This is a genomic window from Pseudomonas sp. G5(2012) (genome assembly GCF_000408945.1).
GTDB classification, from domain to species: Bacteria; Pseudomonadota; Gammaproteobacteria; order Pseudomonadales; family Pseudomonadaceae; genus Aquipseudomonas; species Aquipseudomonas umsongensis.
Window position 1 is genome coordinate 1 of the sequence record NZ_APIO01000034.1, and the last position, 20,518, is coordinate 20,518.

At 60.8% G+C, this 20,518-nt stretch carries 20 protein-coding genes; 12 read left to right on the forward strand and 8 right to left on the reverse strand.

From position 1 onward, the window contains the following. Window positions 1–215 precede the first annotated feature (215 nt). Window positions 216–680 (reverse strand): TIGR02444 family protein, encoded by a 465-nt coding sequence (locus PG5_RS11225; RefSeq protein WP_020797241.1) that lies wholly within the window; start codon window positions 678–680, stop codon window positions 216–218. 50 nt (window positions 681–730) lie between these two features. Here PG5_RS11225 and PG5_RS11230 point away from each other — a divergent pair, with 50 nt between their 5' ends. The 5 genes from PG5_RS11230 to PG5_RS11250 all read left to right on the forward strand — a co-directional run bounded on the left by PG5_RS11230 (window position 731) and on the right by PG5_RS11250 (window position 6,679). Beyond that, window positions 731–2,641 (forward strand): ATP-binding cassette domain-containing protein, encoded by a 1,911-nt coding sequence (locus tag PG5_RS11230; protein WP_008066418.1) that lies wholly within the window; start codon window positions 731–733, stop codon window positions 2,639–2,641. Continuing rightward, window positions 2,641–3,222: a mechanosensitive ion channel family protein gene (locus PG5_RS11235; RefSeq protein ID WP_020797242.1), complete on the forward strand. Its 582-nt coding sequence runs from the start codon at window positions 2,641–2,643 to the stop codon at window positions 3,220–3,222. The genes PG5_RS11230 and PG5_RS11235 overlap by 1 nt, the downstream gene beginning before the upstream one ends. A 228-nt stretch (window positions 3,223–3,450) precedes the next feature. Next, window positions 3,451–4,083 carry a LysE family transporter gene (locus PG5_RS11240; RefSeq protein ID WP_020797243.1) on the forward strand — a complete coding sequence of 211 codons (633 nt, stop codon included), beginning with the start codon at window positions 3,451–3,453 and terminating at the stop codon, window positions 4,081–4,083. 138 nt (window positions 4,084–4,221) lie between these two features. After that, window positions 4,222–6,117, forward strand: coding sequence for an FTR1 family protein (locus tag PG5_RS11245; protein WP_020797244.1), 1,896 nt, complete (start codon window positions 4,222–4,224; stop codon window positions 6,115–6,117). Window positions 6,118–6,223: 106 nt separating this feature from the next. After that, a complete protein-coding gene (locus PG5_RS11250; protein ID WP_020797245.1) occupies window positions 6,224–6,679 on the forward strand; it encodes a YaiI/YqxD family protein in 456 nt (151 codons plus the stop codon). Between the two features lie 117 nt (window positions 6,680–6,796). Here the strand turns inward: PG5_RS11250 and elbB are convergent, their stop codons facing one another. Next, window positions 6,797–7,465, reverse strand: coding sequence for an isoprenoid biosynthesis glyoxalase ElbB (gene elbB / locus PG5_RS11255; RefSeq protein ID WP_020797246.1), 669 nt, complete (start codon window positions 7,463–7,465; stop codon window positions 6,797–6,799). Between the two features lie 115 nt (window positions 7,466–7,580). Between elbB and PG5_RS11260 the strand changes: the two genes are divergently transcribed. After that, a complete protein-coding gene (locus PG5_RS11260; protein WP_020797247.1) occupies window positions 7,581–8,816 on the forward strand; it encodes a sterol desaturase family protein in 1,236 nt (411 codons plus the stop codon). Here the strand turns inward: PG5_RS11260 and PG5_RS11265 are convergent. Beyond that, the gene (locus PG5_RS11265) at window positions 8,797–9,429 is read right to left on the reverse strand and encodes a DedA family protein (RefSeq protein WP_020797248.1); all 633 of its coding nucleotides are present in this window, start codon (window positions 9,427–9,429) and stop codon (window positions 8,797–8,799) included. The genes PG5_RS11260 and PG5_RS11265 overlap by 20 nt on opposite strands. A 207-nt stretch (window positions 9,430–9,636) precedes the next feature. On the opposite strand from PG5_RS11265, the gene hemB reads away from it, so the two are divergent. Both hemB and ppk1 read left to right on the forward strand, forming a co-directional pair. Further along, window positions 9,637–10,650, forward strand: a complete 1,014-nt coding sequence (hemB, locus tag PG5_RS11270; RefSeq protein ID WP_020797249.1) for a porphobilinogen synthase — start codon at window positions 9,637–9,639, stop codon at window positions 10,648–10,650. A gap of 18 nt (window positions 10,651–10,668) precedes the next feature. Then, entirely contained in the window at window positions 10,669–12,891 is a 2,223-nt protein-coding gene (gene ppk1 / locus PG5_RS11275; RefSeq protein ID WP_020797250.1) for a polyphosphate kinase 1, read from the forward strand. Window positions 12,892–13,034: 143 nt separating this feature from the next. Here the strand turns inward: ppk1 and ppx are convergent, their stop codons facing one another. The 5 genes from ppx to PG5_RS11300 form a co-directional block, all read right to left on the reverse strand. Beyond that, window positions 13,035–14,537 carry an exopolyphosphatase gene (ppx, locus tag PG5_RS11280; RefSeq protein WP_020797252.1) on the reverse strand — a complete coding sequence of 501 codons (1,503 nt, stop codon included), beginning with the start codon at window positions 14,535–14,537 and terminating at the stop codon, window positions 13,035–13,037. A 180-nt stretch (window positions 14,538–14,717) separates the two neighbouring features. Next, on the reverse strand, window positions 14,718–15,455 hold the full coding sequence (locus PG5_RS11285; protein WP_020797253.1) for an amino acid ABC transporter ATP-binding protein: 738 nt from the start codon (window positions 15,453–15,455) through the stop codon (window positions 14,718–14,720). Beyond that, on the reverse strand, window positions 15,442–16,092 hold the full coding sequence (locus PG5_RS11290) for an amino acid ABC transporter permease (RefSeq protein WP_020797254.1): 651 nt from the start codon (window positions 16,090–16,092) through the stop codon (window positions 15,442–15,444). The genes PG5_RS11285 and PG5_RS11290 overlap by 14 nt, the downstream gene beginning before the upstream one ends. Next, complete coding sequence (locus tag PG5_RS11295) at window positions 16,089–16,757, reverse strand: amino acid ABC transporter permease (protein ID WP_020797255.1); 669 nt, start codon at window positions 16,755–16,757, stop codon at window positions 16,089–16,091. Before PG5_RS11295 ends, PG5_RS11290 begins: the two co-directional genes overlap by 4 nt. 22 nt (window positions 16,758–16,779) lie before the next feature. Beyond that, window positions 16,780–17,565: a transporter substrate-binding domain-containing protein gene (locus PG5_RS11300; protein WP_020797256.1), complete on the reverse strand. Its 786-nt coding sequence runs from the start codon at window positions 17,563–17,565 to the stop codon at window positions 16,780–16,782. A gap of 48 nt (window positions 17,566–17,613) precedes the next feature. Here PG5_RS11300 and PG5_RS34430 point away from each other — a divergent pair, with 48 nt between their 5' ends. The 4 genes from PG5_RS34430 to rho all read left to right on the forward strand — a co-directional run bounded on the left by PG5_RS34430 (window position 17,614) and on the right by rho (window position 20,488). Further along, the gene (locus tag PG5_RS34430; RefSeq protein WP_020797257.1) at window positions 17,614–17,778 is read left to right on the forward strand and encodes a hypothetical protein; all 165 of its coding nucleotides are present in this window, start codon (window positions 17,614–17,616) and stop codon (window positions 17,776–17,778) included. Between the two features lie 43 nt (window positions 17,779–17,821). Further along, entirely contained in the window at window positions 17,822–18,529 is a 708-nt protein-coding gene (locus tag PG5_RS11305) for a FadR/GntR family transcriptional regulator (RefSeq protein ID WP_042955346.1), read from the forward strand. Window positions 18,530–18,650: 121 nt separating this feature from the next. Next, window positions 18,651–18,980: a thioredoxin TrxA gene (gene trxA, locus PG5_RS11310; RefSeq protein ID WP_003206727.1), complete on the forward strand. Its 330-nt coding sequence runs from the start codon at window positions 18,651–18,653 to the stop codon at window positions 18,978–18,980. Between the two features lie 248 nt (window positions 18,981–19,228). Further along, window positions 19,229–20,488 carry a transcription termination factor Rho gene (gene rho, locus PG5_RS11315; RefSeq protein ID WP_003206716.1) on the forward strand — a complete coding sequence of 420 codons (1,260 nt, stop codon included), beginning with the start codon at window positions 19,229–19,231 and terminating at the stop codon, window positions 20,486–20,488. The last annotated feature ends 30 nt before the right edge of the window (window positions 20,489–20,518 follow it).

Sequence of the window (20,518 nt, forward strand, 5' to 3'; positions counted from 1 at the left end):
GCGAAACCAGCAGCGAAACCAGCAGCGAAACCTGCCGTGAAAAAACCGACCGCTGTTGCCAAGCCGGCTCCGGCCCCTGCTGCCAAGCCAGCGACGCCAGCGCCAGCGCCATCCGCTTCGGCTGCTCCTACGCCGACAGCAACAACCTCGACAGCCTCCACCGCGCCAACGCCAGTGGCACCGTCGAACTCCAGCACCAACCCAACCAGCGCTTCTTAAGTGCCGGTTACCGCGACGCGCAGCTGATGCAGCGCGTCGCGGTGCAGGTGGGCGGCATCTGCCGTCACACCTTCCAGCCAGATCGCCAGGTCGGTCGCGACACCGTGCGGCCAATCCCGAGACGATCGCTCCAGGCGCAACAGCAGATTTCTCTCGGCCTCCAATTCTAGTGCCTTGACCTGTTCGCGCAGCAAGTGCAGCTCGGCATCCTGTGCGGCGGCAACCTTCCATTGCACGCGCAGCGCCCGCAACGGTTGCACGACATCGACGTCCCAGGCTTGTGCCACACCGCGAAGTTTCTCCAGGCGCTGTTCATCGCAAGCGATACCCCGCTGTCCCAGCCATGCCGCGCACAGCAGCAGACACACACTGACGCCGGCCGCCTGCATTTGCAGGCATGCCTGTTCAACGCCCGGACGGGCATAAAGGGTCAGGGAAAAGCTCCACAGGTCAGAGGACATAGTGCTACTCGCGCCAGTTGCGAGCGAAGCTGGTAGACTCCGCCGCCATTATGATTCGACTTCAGAACCTGACTTTACAGCGTGGCCCGCAACGTCTGCTAGAAGACGCCGAGCTGACCCTGCACGCCGGCCAGAAAGCCGGCCTCATCGGTGCCAACGGCGCCGGCAAATCGAGCCTGTTCGCCTTGCTTCGGGGTGAGCTGCACCCGGACTCGGGCGATTGCTTCCTGCCGGCCGACTGGCGTATCGCCCACATGCGCCAGGAGGTCGACACGCTCGAACGCCTGGCGGTCGACTACGTGCTCGATGGCGACTTGCGCCTGCGCCAGGTGCAACGTGACCTGGCGGCAGCCGAAGCGGCCCATGACGGTGCCGCACAGGCCCGCTACCACTCCGAGTTGGACAGCGCCGACGGGTACACCGCCGACGCAAGGGCGCGCAAGCTGCTGGCCGGCCTGGGCTTCACCAACGAGCAGATGGATCGCCAGGTCGGCGATTTCTCCGGTGGCTGGCGGATGCGCCTGAACCTGGCGCAGGCCTTGATGTGTCCTTCGGACCTGCTGTTGCTCGACGAACCGACTAACCACCTGGACCTCGACGCCATCATCTGGCTCGAGGAGTGGCTCAAAAGCTATCCTGGCACCTTGATGCTGATTTCCCACGACCGGGACTTCCTCGATGCCGTGGTCGATCACGTGGCTCACGTCGATCAACGCAAGATCACCCTCTATCGCGGCGGCTACAGCGCCTTCGAGCGTGCCCGAGCCGAACGCCTGGCCCAGCAACAACAGGCCTATGAGAAGCAGCAGGCGCAACGGGCGCACATGGAAAGCTACATCGCCCGCTTCAAGGCCCAGGCGACCAAGGCCCGCCAGGCCCAGAGCCGGATCAAGGCCCTGGAGCGCATGGAAGAGCTGACGGCGGCGCACGTCGACTCGCCGTTCGACTTCGTCTTCCGCGAGTCGCAGAAGATTTCCAGCCCGCTGATCGACCTGTCTGATGCCCGCCTGGGTTACGGCGAGAAAACCGTGCTGGAGAAGGTCAAGCTGCAACTGACTCCCGGTGCGCGCATCGGTTTGCTTGGCCCGAACGGCGCCGGTAAATCGACCTTGATCAAAAACCTTGCCGGTGAGCTCTCGCCTCTGGCGGGCCGCTTGACCCGTGGCGAAAATACCGTCGTTGGTTACTTCGCGCAGCACCAGCTTGACTCCCTGGATGCCAAGGCCAGCCCGTTGCTGCACTTGCAACGCCTGGCGCCAACCGAGCGCGAACAGACCCTGCGTGACTTTCTCGGGGGCTTTGACTTCCGCGGCGCGCGGATCGACGAGCCTGTACTGAATTTCTCCGGTGGCGAAAAGGCGCGCCTGGCGCTGGCGCTGATTGCCTGGGACCGGCCGAACCTGTTGCTGCTCGACGAACCGACCAACCACCTGGACCTGGAAATGCGCCTGGCGCTGACCATGGCCTTGCAGGAATTCAGTGGTGCGGTACTGGTGGTCTCCCACGATCGCCATTTGCTCAAAAGCACTACCGACAATTTCTATCTGGTGGCAGACGGCAAGGTCGAAGAGTTCGACGGTGACCTGGAAGACTACACCCGCTGGCTGGTGGAGTATCGCCAGCGCAATGCGCCGGTCAGCAACACCCCGGTTAACCCGGACAAGACCGACAAGAAAGCCCAGCGTCAGGCTGCCGCTGCATTGCGCCAGCAACTGGCGCCGCACAAGCGTGAGGCTGACAAGCTCGAAGCCGAGCTGGGCAAGCTGCACGAGAAACTCGCGAAGATCGATGCCAGCCTTGGCGACAGCGATATCTACGAGCCGATGCGCAAAAACGAGTTGCGTGACTTGCTGGCCGAGCAAGCCAAGCTGAAGGTGCGCGAAGGGGAGCTGGAAGAAGCCTGGATGGAAGCCCTGGAACTGCTGGAAAGCATGCAGGCGGAGCTGGAGGCGCTGTCCTGATGGAGGCGTTCAAGCTGCCGCTGCCAGCGATGTGGATCGAGCCGATCTGGCTCGCTGTGCAAATCCTGCTGATCCTGTTGGCTGGCTACATCGCCCAGCGTTTCGTTGCCAAGTGCCTGACCCGTCTCGGTGAGCGCTATCCGTTTCCGCCGCAGTTGCTGATGCCGCTGCGCGGCGGCCTGCGTTGGCTGATCATGGGCAGTGCATTGATTTTTGTGCTGGAGCGCCTGGGGGTTTCGGCCACGGTGCTCTGGACCGCGCTGTCGGGATTCGTCGCGGTGGCGGCGGTGGCGTTTTTCGCCATGTGGAGCGTGCTCTCCAATCTGTTGTGCGCGATCCTGATCTTCACAGTCGGGCCGTTTCGCCTGGGCGATGTGGTCGAGTTGGTGGACACCACCGACAAGCCCGGCGTCAAAGGCCGGGTAGTGGCGATCAATCTGCTGTACACCACGTTGATCGAGGCTGAAGAGCTGGGTACTGGTAGCGCGATGGTGCAGGTGCCCAACAGTTTGTTCTTCCAGCGATCGGTGCGGCGTTGGCGCGGGACTGATGTGTTTCCTTCCAGCGGGTTTGAAAAGTAGGCCTTCTGTTGCCTGATACACCGCCTTCGCGAGCACGCTCGCTCCCACACTCGACCAGGTTCAACCAGGAGAGACGCAAGCCAAGGTGGGAGCGAGCCTGCTCGCGAAAGGGACCTAAAGGCATACAACGCTGGTCGGCAGTCGCCACTTCCTTCAAAAAATCGGTAGTCATCCACCCAAAGCCGCATTAGCTTAGACATCTGTCACGAGTCCGAGTCGAGGTGTGCAATGGAGCTTCAAACATGGCTGGCGTTTTTTGCCGCCTGCTGGGTGATCAGTCTTTCTCCCGGTGCCGGCGCCATTGCGTCGATGTCCAGTGGCCTGCAGTACGGTTTCTGGCGCGGCTACTGGAACGCCCTGGGCTTGCAGTTGGGCCTTGCTGTGCAGATTGCCATTGTTGGCGCCGGTGTCGGCGCGATTCTCACGGCGTCGGCCACTGCTTTCTATGCGATTAAATGGTTCGGTGTGGCCTACCTGGTTTATCTCGCCATCAAACAATGGCGTGCGCTACCCAGCGATATGAGCGATGACGCGGCGATCCGGCAGATTGGCAAGCCGATGGCCCTGGTGTTCCGAGGCTTCCTGGTGAACATCAGCAACCCCAAGGCGTTGGTGTTCATGCTGGCGGTGTTGCCTCAGTTCATTGATCCGCACGCGCCACTGCTGATCCAGTACGTGATCATCGGTGTCACCATGGTCTGCGTGGACCTGATCGTCATGGCCGGTTACACCGGTTTGGCTTCGAAGGTGCTGCGTATGTTGCGCACGCCGAAACAGCAACGGCGCATGAACCGTACCTTTGCCGGGCTGTTTATTGGCGCGGCGGCGTTCATGGCCACCCTGCGTAAAGCCGCGGTTTAAACATCAAGCACAAAAAAGGCGACCTCTTCAGGTCGCCTTTTTCGTTTATGCGCTGTCGTGCAATCGACGACAAAGCTTGAGTGAAACTGATTGGGAGTGAACAATATGTTACTTCGTATTTCCAATTGAGATTCGTTCATGATTGCCCCGTCCCGATTCCTGGCCTGGCTGTTAGCGCCGGTGTTTGCCCTGTGCAGCTTTAATCTGCTGGCCGACACCGTGGAAGGCGCTCCGCAAGCGCTGCACTTGCTCGATTACCTCGGCGCGGACTATCCGCAAGCAGTGCAGGCAGGCAAGGTCGTCAACGAATCCGAATACCGCGAACAGCTGGAGTTTGTCCAGGTGTTGCAAGGCTTGATCGCCGGCATGCCGGCCAAACCGGAAAAAGCCGGGCTGGAGCAGGGCGTCAGCGCGCTGCGCGAGGCGATCTCCGCGCGTCGGGACGGTGCGGACGTTGCCCGCCAGGCTCGGCAACTCGGCGCAAAATTGGCCGTGGCCTATGAAGTCAGCCAGGCGCCGATCATTACCCCGGACCCGACTCGCGGCGCGCCACTGTACGCCCAGCATTGTTCGGTGTGCCACGGCGAAACCGGCGCTGGCGATGGTCCGGCGGGTGTGGGGCTAACCCCAGCGCCGGCCAATTTGCGAGATAACACGCGCCTGGATCACCTGAGCCTCTACGCGATCTACAACACACTGGGCCTGGGGGTAGAAGGCACCGATATGCCGGCTTTCGGCGATCAGCTCGATGATCGTCAGCGTTGGGACCTGGCAACCTATATCGCCAGCTTCAGCGCCGATCCGCAGGCCGCCAGTAGCGACAAGAACTACAACATTGCCGATCTGGCCCGTCAGACGCCGGCCGAAGTGCAGGCCGCCGACGGTCCGCAGGGCGCAGCGACTTTCCGCGCGCAACGGGCTCAGCCGCCGCAAGCCAAGCGTGGCCCGGCGCAGTTGCTCGACTACACCGCTACTACCCTGGACAAGAGCGTCGCGGCCTACCGCGCAGGCGATCACGATCAAGCCTACGACCTGTCGGTAGCGGCGTACCTGGAAGGCTTCGAGCTGGTCGAAAGCTCCCTGGACAACGTCGATGCCAACGTGCGCAAAGACACTGAAAAGTCGCTGATGGCTTACCGTCAATCATTACAGGATGGCCTGCCGGTGGAGCAGGTGGAACAGCGCCTGGAGGCGGCCAAGGCCAAGTTGAAAGCGTCTGCCGGATTGTTGGGCAGCGATGGTTTGAGCTGGTCGCTGAGCTTCATTTCCGGCCTGCTGATTCTGTTGCGCGAAGGCCTGGAAGCCATCCTGGTGCTGGCGGCGATTCTCGCCTTCCTGCGTAATACCGGCCAACAGTCGGCGGTACGAAGTGTCAATGTCGGTTGGGGCCTGGCCCTGTTGGCCGGTCTGGGTACCTGGGCGCTGGCAGCGTATGTGATTGATGTCAGCGGCTCGCAGCGTGAGTTGCTGGAGGGTGCAACGGCCCTGTTCGCCAGCGTCATGGTGTTGTGGCTCGGTGTGTGGATGCATGACCGTCGTCATGCCGCGGCCTGGCAGGATTACATCAAGAGCAGCCTGGTGGGCGGTGGTGGACGTTTCGGTTTTGCGATCCTGGCGTTTTTCTCGGTGTATCGCGAACTGTTCGAAGTGATCCTGTTCTATGAAACCCTGTGGTTGCAGGCTGGCCCTGCGGGCCATGACGCAGTACTGGCCGGTGGTGCGACGGCGCTGGTGTTGTTGGTCGGCCTGGCCTGGGTGATCCTGCGCGGCTCGGCGAAACTGCCGTTGGCGCTGTTCTTCAGCATCAACGCCGGCCTGCTCTGTGCCTTGTCGGTGGTGTTCGCCGGGCATGGCGTTAAGGCGTTGCAGGAAGCCGGTATCTTCGGCACGCGGCCGGTGCCGTTCTTTGAGTTCGATTGGTTGGGGATTCATGCGGATGCGTATTCGCTGAGTGCGCAGGCGGTGGCGATCGTTGCGATCGTTGTGTTGTATGGTCGTAGTCGTGTGGCTGAAAAGCGGCGGGTTACGGCTTAACAGCATTCGCTTCGCTCATATTCGCGAGCAGGCTCGCTCCCACAGGATTTGCGTATAACCTGTGGGAGCGAGCCTGCTCGCGAAGCTTTTTAGAGAGGACAAGAACATGCGCGTATGGATCGATGCCGACGCCTGCCCCCGGGCGGCCAAGGACCTGGTGGTGAAGTTCGCCCTCAAGCGCCAGTTCGAAGTGGTGCTGGTGGCCGGCCAGCCACAGATCAAGCCCGGCCTGGCGCTGGTGAAGTTGATCGTGGTGCCAAGTGGCCCTGATGCGGCCGACGACTACCTCGTGGAGCACGCGGTACCTGGTGAGCTGGTGATCTGCAGCGATGTGCCGCTGGCCGACCGCTTGGTGAAAAAAGGCGTTGCTGCGCTGGACCCGAGGGGCAAGGAGTTCGATGCGCAGAACATGGGCGATCGCCTGGCCGTGCGCAACCTGTTCACCGATTTGCGCGAACAGGGGCAGATGAGTGGCGGGCCAGCGCCGTTTGGTGAGCGGGAAAAGCAGGCGTTTGCCAATGCGCTGGACCGGATCCTTACAAGGCTGACCCGCCAAGCTTGAACCTTGTAAAGAACCCTGTGGGAGCGGGCTTGCTCGCGAATGCGGTGTATCAGTCACCATCATTGTTGAATGACACACCGCTTTCGCGAGCAAGCCCGCTCCCACATTTAATCGATGTCAGGCGTCGTTTTCGTGGGTCAGCTCGAGCACCCGGTCGACCAGTTTGTTGATGCCCGAAGCCGCTTCGCTGATCGATTGCGCCAGCATGTAGGCCGGTGTCGTCACCAGTTTGCGCGCCTTGTCTTCGACGATATCGCTCACGGCACATTCCTTGTGGGTGGCGCCCATCTTGTTCAGGGCCGCTGCCGTTTCTGCGTCGTTGCCGATGGTGCATGTCACGCCGGGACCATAGATTTTCGCCGCCAGGGCAGGTGAGATGCAGATCAGGCCGACCGGTTTGCCGGCCTCGGCAAAGGCTTCGGTCAATGCCAGGACATCCGGTTGCACCGTGCAGCCAGTACCTTCGATGGCAAAGTTGGAGAGGTTCTTGGCCGAGCCGAAGCCGCCGGGAATGATCAGTGCATCGAACTCCTCGGCGTCGGCTTCGCGGATATCCTTGATCTCGCCGCGGGCTATACGGGCAGACTCCACCAGCACATTGCGCGACTCGGGCATTTCTTCGCCGGTCAGGTGGTTGATCACGTGCAGCTGCGCGATATTCGGGGCAAAACACTGCACCTGCGCGCCACGCTGGTCCAGGCGCAGCAGGGTCACCACACTTTCGTAAATCTCGGCGCCGTCGTATACGCCACAACCGGAAAGGATCACTGCAACTTTTTTGCTCATGGGCTTTTCTCCAGATTCATGGCGTTAAATGTCCACTAATTTGTCACTCGTTGCCATAGGGATAATTCGAGGCTACACATAGGATCTGTCCTCAAGATTCCGACCAGGGCGCGTCATGGACTTCATTCTGTATGCGGTGCCGTTTTTCTTTGTGCTGATCGCTATCGAGCTGCTGGCCGACCGTTGGCGCGGGGTCAGCAACTATCGGCTGGCGGACGCGATCAACAGCATCAGCACCGGTGTGCTGTCGACCACCACCGGCCTGCTGACAAAAGGCGTAGGGCTGGTGACCTATGCGTTCGCCCTCAAGCACCTGGCACTGTTCGAGCTCTCGCCCGACAGCATCTGGGTCTGGGTGTTTGCCTTCGTCTTTTACGATTTCTGCTACTACTGGCTGCACCGCATGGGCCACGAGCGCAACATCCTCTGGGCCGCGCATTCGGTGCATCACCAGAGCGAGGACTACAACCTCTCCACCGCCTTGCGCCAGACGAGCACCGGATTCCTCCTGAGCTGGATCTTCTACCTCCCCATGGCCGTCGTCGGTGTGCCGTTGCTGGTGTTCGTCAGCGTCGCGGCGCTTAACCTGCTGTACCAGTTCTGGGTGCATACCCGGCACATTCCCAAGCTCGGCTGGTTCGAGTGGTTTTTCGTCACGCCATCCAATCATCGGGCCCACCATGCACAGAACGCTCTCTACATGGATCGCAACTACGGCGGTGTGTTCATTATTTGGGACCGTCTATTTGGCTCGTTCCAGGAAGAAGACGACAACGAGCCGGTGATTTTCGGCGTAACAACACCGCTGTCGAGCTGGAACCCGGTGTGGGCCAACGTGCAGTTCTACACCCAGTTGTGGGCGGATGCGCGGCGTGCCGAAAGCACCTGGGACAAGCTGCGGATCTGGTTCATGCGCACCGGCTGGCGACCGGCGGACGTGGCGGCCAAGTACCCGATGAACAAGCCGGACCTGAGCCAGTTCCGCAAATTCGAGGTGCCATTGGACGGGCGTCAGCAGCTCTACGTGCTGTTACAGTTCTGCGTCTACATCGCGTTTGGCAGCTATTTGATGAACCTCGCGCCCAATCTGTCGACGGCCGCGTTGGTGTTGGGCTGGGGAGCTGTGGCGCTGGGCCTGTTCGTGCTGGGCGTGGCCCTGGAGAATCGCCCGTGGGCGCTGAAGCTGGAGTTGCTGCGGCTGGCATCGAATGTGCCGCTGGTATGGCTGGCGCCGCTGGTGGGGCTGTGGCCGGCCAGCGCGGTGGGCTGGGTCGGCCTGCTCAGTTACAGTCTGATCAGCGGTATCGGGCTCTACTGCTGCAGAAACCGTTTTACTCGATTGGCGTCTTAGGGTTGCCGGCATTGTGCTGTTGGGCTTTCAGGGCTTGCTCGTCGGCATAGATCTGCCTGGCCAAGCGAGCATTCTTGAACCGGCGGCGCAGCCACAGGCCCAACCCGAGGACGAGCAGGGCACCGAGCACCCACAGTTCGTATTTCTTGATGCTGCCGAGCATCCCTTCCAGTACCGCGCCAAAGTGATAGGCCGCCGCCGCCAGTGCGGTGGCCCAGATCGCAGCGCCAATTCCGTTGAGCAGCAGATAACGGCCCGGCGGATAGCCAGACAGGCCGATTGCCACCGGCATCACGGTGCGCAGGCCATAGACGAAGCGAAAGCTCAGGACCCAGATATCCGGATGCTTGCGAATGTGCTCGAGCGCCCGATCACCCATTAACTGCCAGCGCGGCTTGCGTGCCAGCAGCTTGCGCCCGTGCTTGCGTCCCAGGAAGTACCACAGCTGATCGCCGGCATAACTGCCGAAGAACGCCACGACCACCACCAGGTTGATGTCCATGTATCCACGGAACGCGAGGAAGCCCGCGAGCACCAGGATGGTTTCGCCTTCGAAGAATGTGCCTAGAAATAGGGCAAAGTAGCCGAAGTCATGCAGAAATTGTTGGAGCATTGTCTGGGTGCTGGCGAAATGAACGCGCAGCCTAACCCTTCGTACACATTCAGGAAAGTGTCCAAATGTGTCTCGACGTGAACATTTCCTACAAGGACAATGGAATGCGGCTACCTGTCACAGGTTGCACACAACTGTCATGTGATCGTCATAATGGCCGCTTATAACTGTCACGCTCGCCCGTCCGCGCGGGCTCAGGAGTCTGCCGTGAGCTTTACCCCCGCCAACCGCTTGTTCCCCGCAACCCGCCTGCGCCGCAACCGTCGCGATGATTTTTCGCGTCGACTGGTCCGTGAAAACGTGTTGACCGTCGATGATCTGATCCTGCCGGTGTTCGTACTGGACGGTGAAAACCGTCGCGAAGCGGTGGCCTCGATGCCGGGCGTCGAACGCCTGACCATCGATCTGTTGCTGGAAGAGGCAGCCAAGTGGGTCGAGCTGGGCATTCCGGCGCTGGCGCTGTTCCCGGTGACACCTCCAGAGCTCAAATCGCTGGATGGCGCCGAAGCCTGGAACCCCGAAGGCATTGCCCAGCGCGCCACCCGCGCCCTGCGTGCACAGTTTCCTGAGCTGGGCGTGATTACCGACGTCGCGCTGGACCCGTTCACCACCCACGGCCAGGACGGCATTCTCGACGAAGAAGGCTATGTGCAGAACGACATCACCGTCGACGCACTGGTCAGGCAAGCCCTGTCCCATGCCGAAGCTGGCGCCCAGGTGGTTGCGCCTTCGGACATGATGGACGGTCGCATCCAGGCTATCCGCGAGGCCCTCGAAGTGGCCGGTCACGTCAACGTACGGATCATGGCCTATTCGGCGAAGTACGCCAGCGCCTATTACGGCCCGTTTCGCGATGCGGTCGGTTCGGCACTGAACCTGGGCAAGGCCAACAAGGCCTCCTATCAGATGGACCCGGCCAACAGCAACGAAGCCCTGCACGAAGTGGCGGCTGACTTGTCAGAAGGCGCAGACATGGTCATGGTCAAGCCAGGCATGCCCTATCTGGACATCCTCTGCCGGGTCAAAGAAGAATTCAAAGTGCCGACTTTTGTTTATCAAGTCAGTGGCGAATACGCCATGCACATGGCGGCGATCCAGAATGGCTGGTTGAGCGAAGGGGTTATCCTCGAATCCCTGACCGCTTTTAAACGCGCAGGCGCTGATGGCATCCTGACATATTTTGCCGTTCGTGCTGCTCAACTGTTACGAGAGCAAAAATAGCCCTCCCAGGAACATTCGATGAATACCGAAGTACTCACTGAAGTTGCCGTAAAAGACGCCCAACCTGTGGTGGAGCAAGTCGACGAGACCCCGCCGGAGCTGGAGCCAGCTCCGCCCGCGGCGGTCGTCGAAACCGCTGTGGCAGCGCCGGCGATTGCCATTCCCGGCCTGGATGACAGCAGCCTGTACATCCACCGCGAGCTGTCGCAGCTGCAGTTCAACATCCGCGTGCTGGAACAGGCACTGGACGAGTCCTACCCGTTGCTGGAGCGCCTGAAGTTCCTGCTGATCTTCTCCAGCAACCTGGACGAGTTCTTCGAGATTCGTGTCGCCGGCCTCAAGAAGCAGATCACCTTCGCCCGGGAGCAAGCGGGTGCCGACGGCTTGCAACCGCACCAGGCCCTGGCCCGCATCAGTGAACTGGTACACGGTCACGTCGATCGTCAGTACGCGATCCTGAACGACATCCTGCTGCCGGAGCTGGAAAAACATCAGGTCCGCTTCATTCGTCGCCGTCACTGGACGACCAAGCTAAAGACCTGGGTGCGCCGCTATTTCCGTGACGAGATCGCCCCGATCATCACCCCGATCGGCCTCGACCCGACGCACCCGTTCCCTTTGTTGGTGAACAAAAGCCTTAACTTCATCGTCGAGCTCGAGGGTATCGACGCCTTTGGTCGCGACTCCGGCCTGGCGATCATCCCGGCACCGCGCCTGCTGCCGCGGGTGATCAAGGTGCCGGAAGAAGTCGGCGGCCCTGGCGACAACTATGTATTCCTGTCGTCGATGATCCACGCTCACGCCGATGACTTGTTCCAGGGCATGAAGGTCAAGGGCTGCTATCAGTTCCGCCTGACCCGAAACGCCGACCTGGCGCTGGACTCGGAAGATGTCGAAGACCTGGCGCGTGCCCTGCGCGGCGAGCTGTTCTCCCGTCGTTATGGCGACGCGGTGCGATTGGAAGTCGCCGATACCTGCCCGAAACACCTGTCCGACTACCTGCTCAAGCAATTCAACCTCAGCGAGAGCGAGCTGTATCAGGTCAACGGCCCGGTGAACCTGACGCGTCTGTTCAGCATTACCGGCCTGGACAGCCAGCGCGAGCTGCAATACACGCCGTTCACCCCGCAGATTCCGAAACTGCTGCAGAACAGCGAAAACATTTTCAGCGTGATCAGCAAGCAGGACATCCTGTTACTGCACCCGTTCGAGTCGTTCACTCCAGTGGTCGACCTGCTGCGCCAGGCCGCCAAGGACCCGCACGTGTTGGCGGTGCGTCAGACCCTGTATCGCTCCGGCGCCAACTCGGAAATCGTCGATGCGTTGGTGGATGCAGCGCGTAACGGCAAGGAGGTCACCGCGGTGATCGAATTGCGCGCGCGGTTCGACGAAGAGTCCAACCTGCAGTTGGCCAGCCGTCTGCAAGCGGCCGGTGCGGTGGTGATCTACGGTGTGGTCGGCTTCAAGACCCACGCCAAGATGATGCTGATCCTGCGCCGCGAAGCGGGTGAGATCGTGCGTTACGCCCACCTCGGTACGGGTAACTATCACGCCGGCAACGCTCGCCTGTATACCGACTACAGCCTGCTGACCTCCGACGACGCCCTGTGCGAAGACGTCGGAAAACTGTTCAGCCAGTTGATCGGCATGGGCAAGACGCTGCGCATGAAGAAGCTGCTGCATGCGCCGTTTACCCTGAAAAAGGGCATGCTCGACATGATTGCCCGCGAAACCCAGTTCGCCCTCGAGGGCAAGCCGGCGCACATCATCGCCAAGTTCAACTCGCTGACCGATCCGAAGATCATCCGCGCGTTGTACAAGGCCAGCCAGTCGGGCGTGCGCATCGACCTGGTAGTGCGTGGCATGTGCTGCCTGCGGCCGGGCATCGCCGGGGTGTCGCACAATATCCATGTGCGCTCGATCATCGGTCGCTTCCTGGAGCACACCCGGGTCTTCTATTTCCTCAATGGCGGGGAAGAGCAGATGTTCCTCTCCAGCGCTGACTGGATGGAGCGCAACCTCGACAAGCGCGTCGAGACTTGCTTCCCGGTAGAGGGCAAGAAGCTGATCATGCGGGTCAAGAAAGAGCTCGAGCTGTACCTCACCGACAACACCCACAGCTGGAGCCTGCAGTCGGACGGCCGTTACATCCGCAATACACCGACCGGCAACCAGAACCCGCGCAGTGCGCAGGCTACCTTGCTGGAGCGGTTGGGTAGCCCGATCCTGGCGGTTCGGTAACACCGGCACGAGGTAAAAAAATGGCGATCCCTTTGGATCGCCATTTTTGTTTCCACCCTGTAGGAGCTGCCGCAGGCTGCGATCTTTTGATCTTGTTTTGAAGGGCAAAATCAAAAGATCGCAGCCTGCGGCAGCTCCTAGGTTCAGCGCACGGTCAGTACGGTGTCTACGCGGGTAAGCCACTGCGCTTCGATCTCGAAGTCGGCCTGGGTCAGTTGGTTGTCCTCCAACCAGTTTTCCGGGAAAACAACTTCCAGGTGGTTGCCATTGGCGTTCAGTTCCACCTGAGGCATTTGCTGGGTGCCGCGGATGTGATGGAACAGGATCGCGAAGCGTAGCAACACGCAAAGACGAATCAGCTTGATGCCGTCATCGCCGAATTCGGCGAACTTGTCCTTGGGAATGTTGCGGCGGTGGCCGCGCACCAGGAGTGCAAGCATCAGTTGGTCTTCGCGGGAGAAACCGGCCAGGTCCGAGTGCTCGATCAGGTAGGCGCCATGCTTGTGGTACTGGTAGTGGGCAATGTCCAGGCCCACCTCATGCACCTTGGCCGCCCAGCCGAGCAGTTCGCGCCAGACGCCGTCTTCCAGGTCCCAGTCCTTGGCCACCTGATCGAAGGCATGCAGGGCCTTGCGTTCGACTCGCACCGCTTGTTCCAGGTCGACGTGATAACGCTCCATCAGCGACGTCAGGGTGCGTTCACGCACGTCTTCGTGATGATGACGACCCAGCAGGTCATAGAGAACGCCTTCGCGCAACGCGCCTTCACAGTGGTCCATGCGTTGCAGTTCAAGTGAATCGAAGATGGCTTCGAGGATGGCCAGGCCGGCCGGGAAAATCGCCCGACGGTCCGGCTTGATGCCTTCGAAGTCGATTTTCTCGACATCGCCAAGCTTGATCAGCTTGCGCTTGAGCCAGGCCAACCCTTCGGCATTCACTTCACCGCTGCCATGACCGCCGGCCTTCAGCGCCAGGCCGATGGCGCGGATGGTGCCCGAGGAGCCGATGGCTTCATCCCAGGTCAGGCGATGCAGGGCGTGTTCGATGCTCATGATCTCCAGCCGCGCCGCGGTATACGCCTGGGCGTAGCGGGCCGGGGTGATCTTGCCGTCCTTGAAATAGCGCTGGGTGTAGCTGACGCAACCCATCTGCAGGCTTTCGCGCAACAAGGGCTCGAATCTCTGCCCGATGATGAACTCGGTGCTGCCGCCGCCGATGTCGGCCACCAGGCGTTTGCCCGGGGTATCGGCGAGGGTGTGGGACACGCCCAGATAGATCAGGCGTGCTTCTTCACGGCCGGAGATGACTTCCACCGGGTGGCCGAGGATTTCTTCGGCGCGGTGGATGAATTCGTTGCGGTTACGGGCTTCACGCAGGGCGTTGGTGCCGACGATCCGCACGGCGCCTGGGGGCATACCGTTGATCAGTTGGGCGAAACGCTTGAGGCAATCGAGCCCGCGTTGCATGGATTCTTCGCTGAGGTGGCGTTCGTCGTCGATACCGGCGGCCAACTGAACCTTCTCCCCGAGACGTTCGAGAATGCGGATTTCGCCGTTCTGGGCCTTGGCCACGACCATGTGAAAGCTGTTGGAGCCCAGGTCGATTGCGGCGATCAAGGACAGATTCTTGGCTTGGGATTGCGGCATGGTCAGGGGTCTCGGTCGATAACCTCGACATCCTGCCACGATCAAAGGCTGCCGCCAACGCGTTGTGTTCAAAGCCGATCGTTCCCACGCTCTGCGTGGGAATGCAGCCCGGGACGCTCTGCGTCCCAAAGCGGACGCGGAGCGTCCGTTGAGGCATTCCCACGCGGAGCGTGGGAATGATCAGGTGGTCGCCTCAACCGTCCCAATGAAATTCGCCAACTCCACCGTCCGCGGATTGGCAAACAACTCCTTTGGATCGCCCACCTCATGCACCAAACCTTGATGCATGAACACCAACTTATCCCCAACCTCCCGGGCAAAGCGCATTTCATGGGTGACCATGATCAGCGTCATGCCTTCCTTGGCCAGTTGCCGAACCACGCTCAGCACTTCGTTGACCAACTCCGGGTCGAGCGCCGAGGTGATTTCGTCGCACAGCAGCACCTTGGGCGACATCGCCAGCGCACGGGCAATCGCCACCCGCTGTTGCTGCCCGCCGGACAGGCGATCGGGGAAGGCATCGAACTTCTCTCCAAGTCCGACCCGTTCCAGCATCTGTCGCGCCAGTTCGGCAGCCTGGGTCTTCGGTACTTTCTGCACCACCTGCGGCGCGAGCATCACGTTCTCGCCCACCGTCAGGTGCGGGAACAGGTTGAACTGCTGGAACACCATCCCGACTTTCTGCCTCAGGCTGCGCAGGTCGGCGCGGGCGGCGTCGAGGTATTCGCCGTCGACTTCGATGACGCCATCGTTGATCGATTCCAGGCCGTTTAGGGTGCGCAGCAAGGTCGACTTGCCTGAGCCGCTGCGGCCGATGATCGCCACCACCTGGCCTTGCTCGACACTCAGGTCGATGCCTTTGAGCACATGGTGGTCGCCATAGTATTTATGCAGGGCGGAAATTCTAAGCAGAGGCATGCAGTCTCCTTTCCAGGTAGCGCGCACTGAGGGACAAGGGGTAGCAGAGCAGGAAGTAGCCGAGGGCAACCAGCCCGTAGACCATGAAGGGCTCGAAGGTGGCGTTGGCCAACATGCCGCCGGTCTTGGTCAGTTCGGTGAAACCGATGATCGAGGTCACGGCCGTACCCTTGACCACTTGCACCGAGAAGCCCACGGTCGGCGCCACGGCGATGCGCAACGCTTGTGGCAGGATCACGTAGCGCAATTGCTCCAGGGGATTGAGCGCCAGGCTCGACGAGGCTTCCCACTGGCCGTTGGGGATCGACTCGACGCAACCCCGCCAGATTTCCGCCAGGTAGGCGCTGGTGAACAACGTCAAGGCGATTGCCGCCGCGGCCCACGGCGAAATCTCCACCCCGGCCAGCGCTACACCGAAGAACACCAGGAACAGCTGCATCAACAGCGGCGTGCCCTGGAACAATTCGATGTAGGTACGGGCAACGCTGCGCGGCAAGGCTTTGTTCGAGAGGCGCATGACCATGATCAACAAGCCGATCAGCCCGCCGCCAACGAACGCCACCAGCGACAGTGCCAGTGTCCATTGCAGGCCGGTGAGCAGGTTGCGCACGATGTCCCAGAAGGTGAAATCGCTCATCGAGTGCTCCTGGCAATGAATCGGTGTCCGATCCAGTTCAGCAACTGGCGGATCAGCAAGGCCATGCACAGATAGAGCAGCGTGGTCAGTGCATAGGTTTCAAAGGCGCGGAAGTTGCGTGACTGGATGAAGTTGGCAGCGAAGCTCAGCTCTTCAGTGGCGATCTGCGAACAGACCGCCGAACCGAGCATGACGATGATGATCTGGCTGCTCAGGGCCGGCCAGACCTTGCCCAGCGCCGGCAACAGCACCACATGGCGGAAGGCTTCGAAGCGCGTCATCGCCAGGGCCGCCGCGGCCTCCAGCTGACCTCGCGGGATCGCCTGGACGCCGGCACGGATGATCTCGGTGGAATAGGCGCCCAGATTGATCACCATCGCCAGCACGGCGGCCTGCCACTCGGAAATCTGCACGCCCAATGACGGCAGGCCGAAGAAGATGAAAAACAACTGCACCAGAAACGGCGTATTGCGGATCAACTCGACGTAGACCGCAAAAATCCCGGAGAAGGGGCGGATGTTCCACGCCCGCACCAGCGCCCCGACGATGCCCAGCCCCACCCCCAGCACCGCGCCGATGGCCGTCAGCTCAAGAGTGAACAGCGCACCGCGCAGCAACAGGTCGGTGTTGTGCACCACCGGCAAGAAATCGAACTGATAAGCCATCGCGTGTCTCCTGCGCGCCGGATCAGAGATCGGCCGGCAGCGGTTCTTTCAACCAGGCCAGGGCATTTTTCTCCAGCGCGCCGTCGCTCTTGGCGGTCACAAGAATCTGGTTGACCTTGTCCAGCAGCGCCGGCTCGTTCTTGTTCACGCCCACGTAGACGGGCGAGTCCTTGAGCTTCACTTTCAGCGCTGGCACGCGTTTCGGGCTCTTCTCGCTGATGGCGACCATTACCACGTTGCCGCTGGCGATCAGGTCCACTTGCCCCGCCAGATACGCGGCGATGGTCGAGTTGTTGTCTTCGAAGCGCTTGATGGTCACGCCTTCGGGGGCGACCTTGGTCAGCTCGATGTCTTCGATGGCGCCACGGGTGACGCTGACGGTTTTGCCCTTGAGGTCGTCGAGGCTCTTGATGTCGGCATCTGGAGGACCGAACACGGCGAGGTAGAAGGGCGCATAGGCGCGGGAGAAATCGATGACTTTTTCGCGTTCCGGGTTTTTGCCGAGGCTGGAGATCACCAGGTCGACCTTGCCGGTGGTCAGGAACGGAATGCGATTGGTGCTGTTGACCGGGGTCAGTTCGAGTTTGACCTTGAGCTGGTCGGCCAGCAGTTTGGCGGTGTCGATGTCCAGGCCGCGCGGCTTCATGTCCGGGCCAACCGAGCCGAAGGGCGGGAAGTCCTGCGGTACGGCGACCTTGAGAACGCCGCGCTGCACGACATCCTCCAGGGCGTCGGCGTGGGCGGGGGCCTGGCTCAGCACGAGGCTGGCGAACAAGGCTGCGAGGAGGGCGCTGTAACGCTGGGTCATGGCAAGTCTCCGGATCTTTGCGAAGGGATTTCTGCGGATCGACAGAGCATGGGCCATGCCAACATGGCGTTGGTGGGCCGCCAGGCCGCGGATTTGCTGGCGTCACACGGTCTTACTGGTCTGAACAGTCAGGTGGCGTTTCGCACCCCGATGGCGCAGCGGCGAAAGTCACCGAACCCCCATGGGGCACGACTTGCCGGGCGCTTCGAATAGCTTTACAACTGAGCGCTCATTGGCCTGGTTCGACTGGAAAACCATGAATTCGATCTCTCGCGCCGTACCTGAACTGGCGCTGCAAGCCATCCGCAAACTGATCACCGAACAGGGTTTCGGGCCCGGGGATGCCTTGCCCTCGCAGCGGGACCTGGCGGTGCAACTGGGGGTCAGTCGGGCGTCGTTGCGTGAGGCGCTGTCATCGCTCAGCGCACTGGGTGTCATCAGTATCCAGCCGGGCAAAGGCGTGTTCGTGCAGTCGCCGGTGGAGCTTGAGCGAAGCGAGGCCGCACCCGGTTGGCCCTTCGCGGCGCAGGCTTCGCCCCTGGATATCTTCCAGTTGCGTTACGCGCTGGAGGGATTCGCGGCGGGGCTGGCGGCCGTGACCTTGAGTACCGATGAGCTCGATGCGCTGGAAGATAACGTCGCCGCCATGCGCAACGACCTCAAGTGCGGCGACTTCGAAGCGGCAGCCCGCCTGGACTTCGAATTCCATCGGCGCATTTTGCTGGCCAGCGGCAATCAGGCGATGCTGAGCATCCTGACGGCCAGTGCCGAGATTTTCCTGGAGAGTCAGAAGCTACCGTTCATCCGGGTCGAGCGGGCCATGGAAACCTGGCATGAGCACCGCAAAATCCTTCGCGCGCTGGCGCGACGGGCCTCGGGGGCCTCGCAAAAGGCCATGCACGAACACGTGCGCAATGCGGCGCTGCGTACCGGGATCGCTTTCGTCGCTCCCGCATTGGCGTGACCTGGGCTATACCCAAACTCATGGAACACCATAGCGAGACTCAATCATCTGCACCTTCCTGAACGAGGGAAGGGCGGCTATGATGGGCCACGTTTTTTTGCTTACAACCCTGGAGAATTCCATGAGCAGCGATCTTATCAAACACGTTAGCGACGCTAGCTTCGAGGCCGACGTACTCAAGGCTGAAGGCGCTGTACTGGTCGACTACTGGGCTGAATGGTGCGGCCCTTGCAAAATGATCGCTCCTGTCCTGGACGAAATTGCCGAGACCTACAAAGGCAAGCTGACCGTTGCCAAGCTGAACATCGACGAAAACCAGGAAACCCCCGCCAAGCACGGCGTGCGCGGTATCCCGACGCTGATGCTGTTCAAGAACGGCAACGTTGAAGCGACCAAGGTCGGCGCACTGTCGAAGTCGCAGCTGGCGGCTTTCCTCGACGCCAACATCTAAGCGTCGTAGTAGCGTGTCAGATAAAGGCCCCGCAGATAGCGGGGCTTTTTTCGTTGTAGAGGGCTAGACGCTCCGAAACTCAGGTGTTACATTCGGCCCCGCGCTGGTTTCTCCAGTGCCCCCTGCTAGCCGTCGCCGACGCTCTCCTTTTCGAATAAGTACGCGATCCTGTCGCCTTCTCCGCGGCGCGGCCTCATTAAGCCAAAAGCTTAATTTCCCCCCTCCATAAATGATTACGTCATTCCTATATGAATCTGACTGAACTCAAGCAAAAGCCGATTACCGAACTGCTCGAATTGGCCGAACAGATGGGCATAGAAAATATGGCCCGTTCGCGCAAGCAGGACGTGATTTTCTCCCTGCTGAAAAAGCACGCGAAAAGCGGCGAGGAAATCTCCGGTGATGGCGTGCTGGAGATTCTCCAGGACGGCTTCGGCTTCCTTCGCTCTGCTGACGCCTCCTATCTCGCCGGCCCAGACGATATCTACGTCTCGCCGAGCCAGATCCGTCGCTTCAACTTGCGTACCGGTGACACCATCGTTGGCAAGATCCGACCTCCTAAGGAAGGCGAGCGTTATTTCGCACTGCTCAAGGTCGACACGATCAACTTCGACCGTCCGGAAAACGCGAAAAACAAGATTCTCTTCGAGAACCTGACCCCGCTGTTCCCGACCGTGCGCATGAAGATGGAAGCCGGTAACGGTTCCACCGAAGACTTGACCGGTCGAGTCATCGACCTGTGCGCCCCGATCGGTAAAGGCCAGCGCGGTCTGATCGTTGCACCGCCCAAAGCCGGTAAGACGATCATGCTGCAGAACATCGCGGCGAACATCGCGCGTAACAATCCTGAAGTTCATCTGATCGTCTTGCTGATCGACGAACGTCCGGAAGAAGTAACCGAAATGCAGCGTACCGTGCGCGGCGAAGTGGTTGCCTCGACGTTCGACGAGCCGCCAACCCGCCACGTGCAGGTTGCCGAAATGGTGATCGAGAAGGCCAAGCGCCTGGTCGAACACAAGAAGGACGTGGTGATCCTGCTCGACTCCATCACCCGTCTGGCCCGTGCCTACAACACCGTGATCCCGAGCTCCGGCAAGGTATTGACCGGTGGTGTCGATGCCCACGCCCTGGAGAAACCGAAGCGTTTCTTCGGCGCTGCACGGAACATCGAGGAAGGCGGCTCGCTGACCATTATCGCCACCGCGCTGGTTGAAACCGGCTCGAAGATGGACGAAGTGATCTACGAGGAATTCAAAGGCACCGGCAACATGGAACTGCCTCTGGATCGCCGTATCGCTGAAAAGCGTGTGTTCCCGGCCATCAACATCAACCGTTCCGGTACTCGTCGCGAAGAGTTGCTGACTGCCGACGACGAGCTGCAGCGCATGTGGATTCTGCGCAAGCTGCTGCACCCGATGGACGAAGTGGCTGCCATCGAGTTCCTGGTCGACAAGCTGAAAACGACCAAGACCAACGATGAGTTCTTCCTGTCGATGAAGCGCAAGTAAATCGATAGACCAGCAAAAGCCGGGGAAACC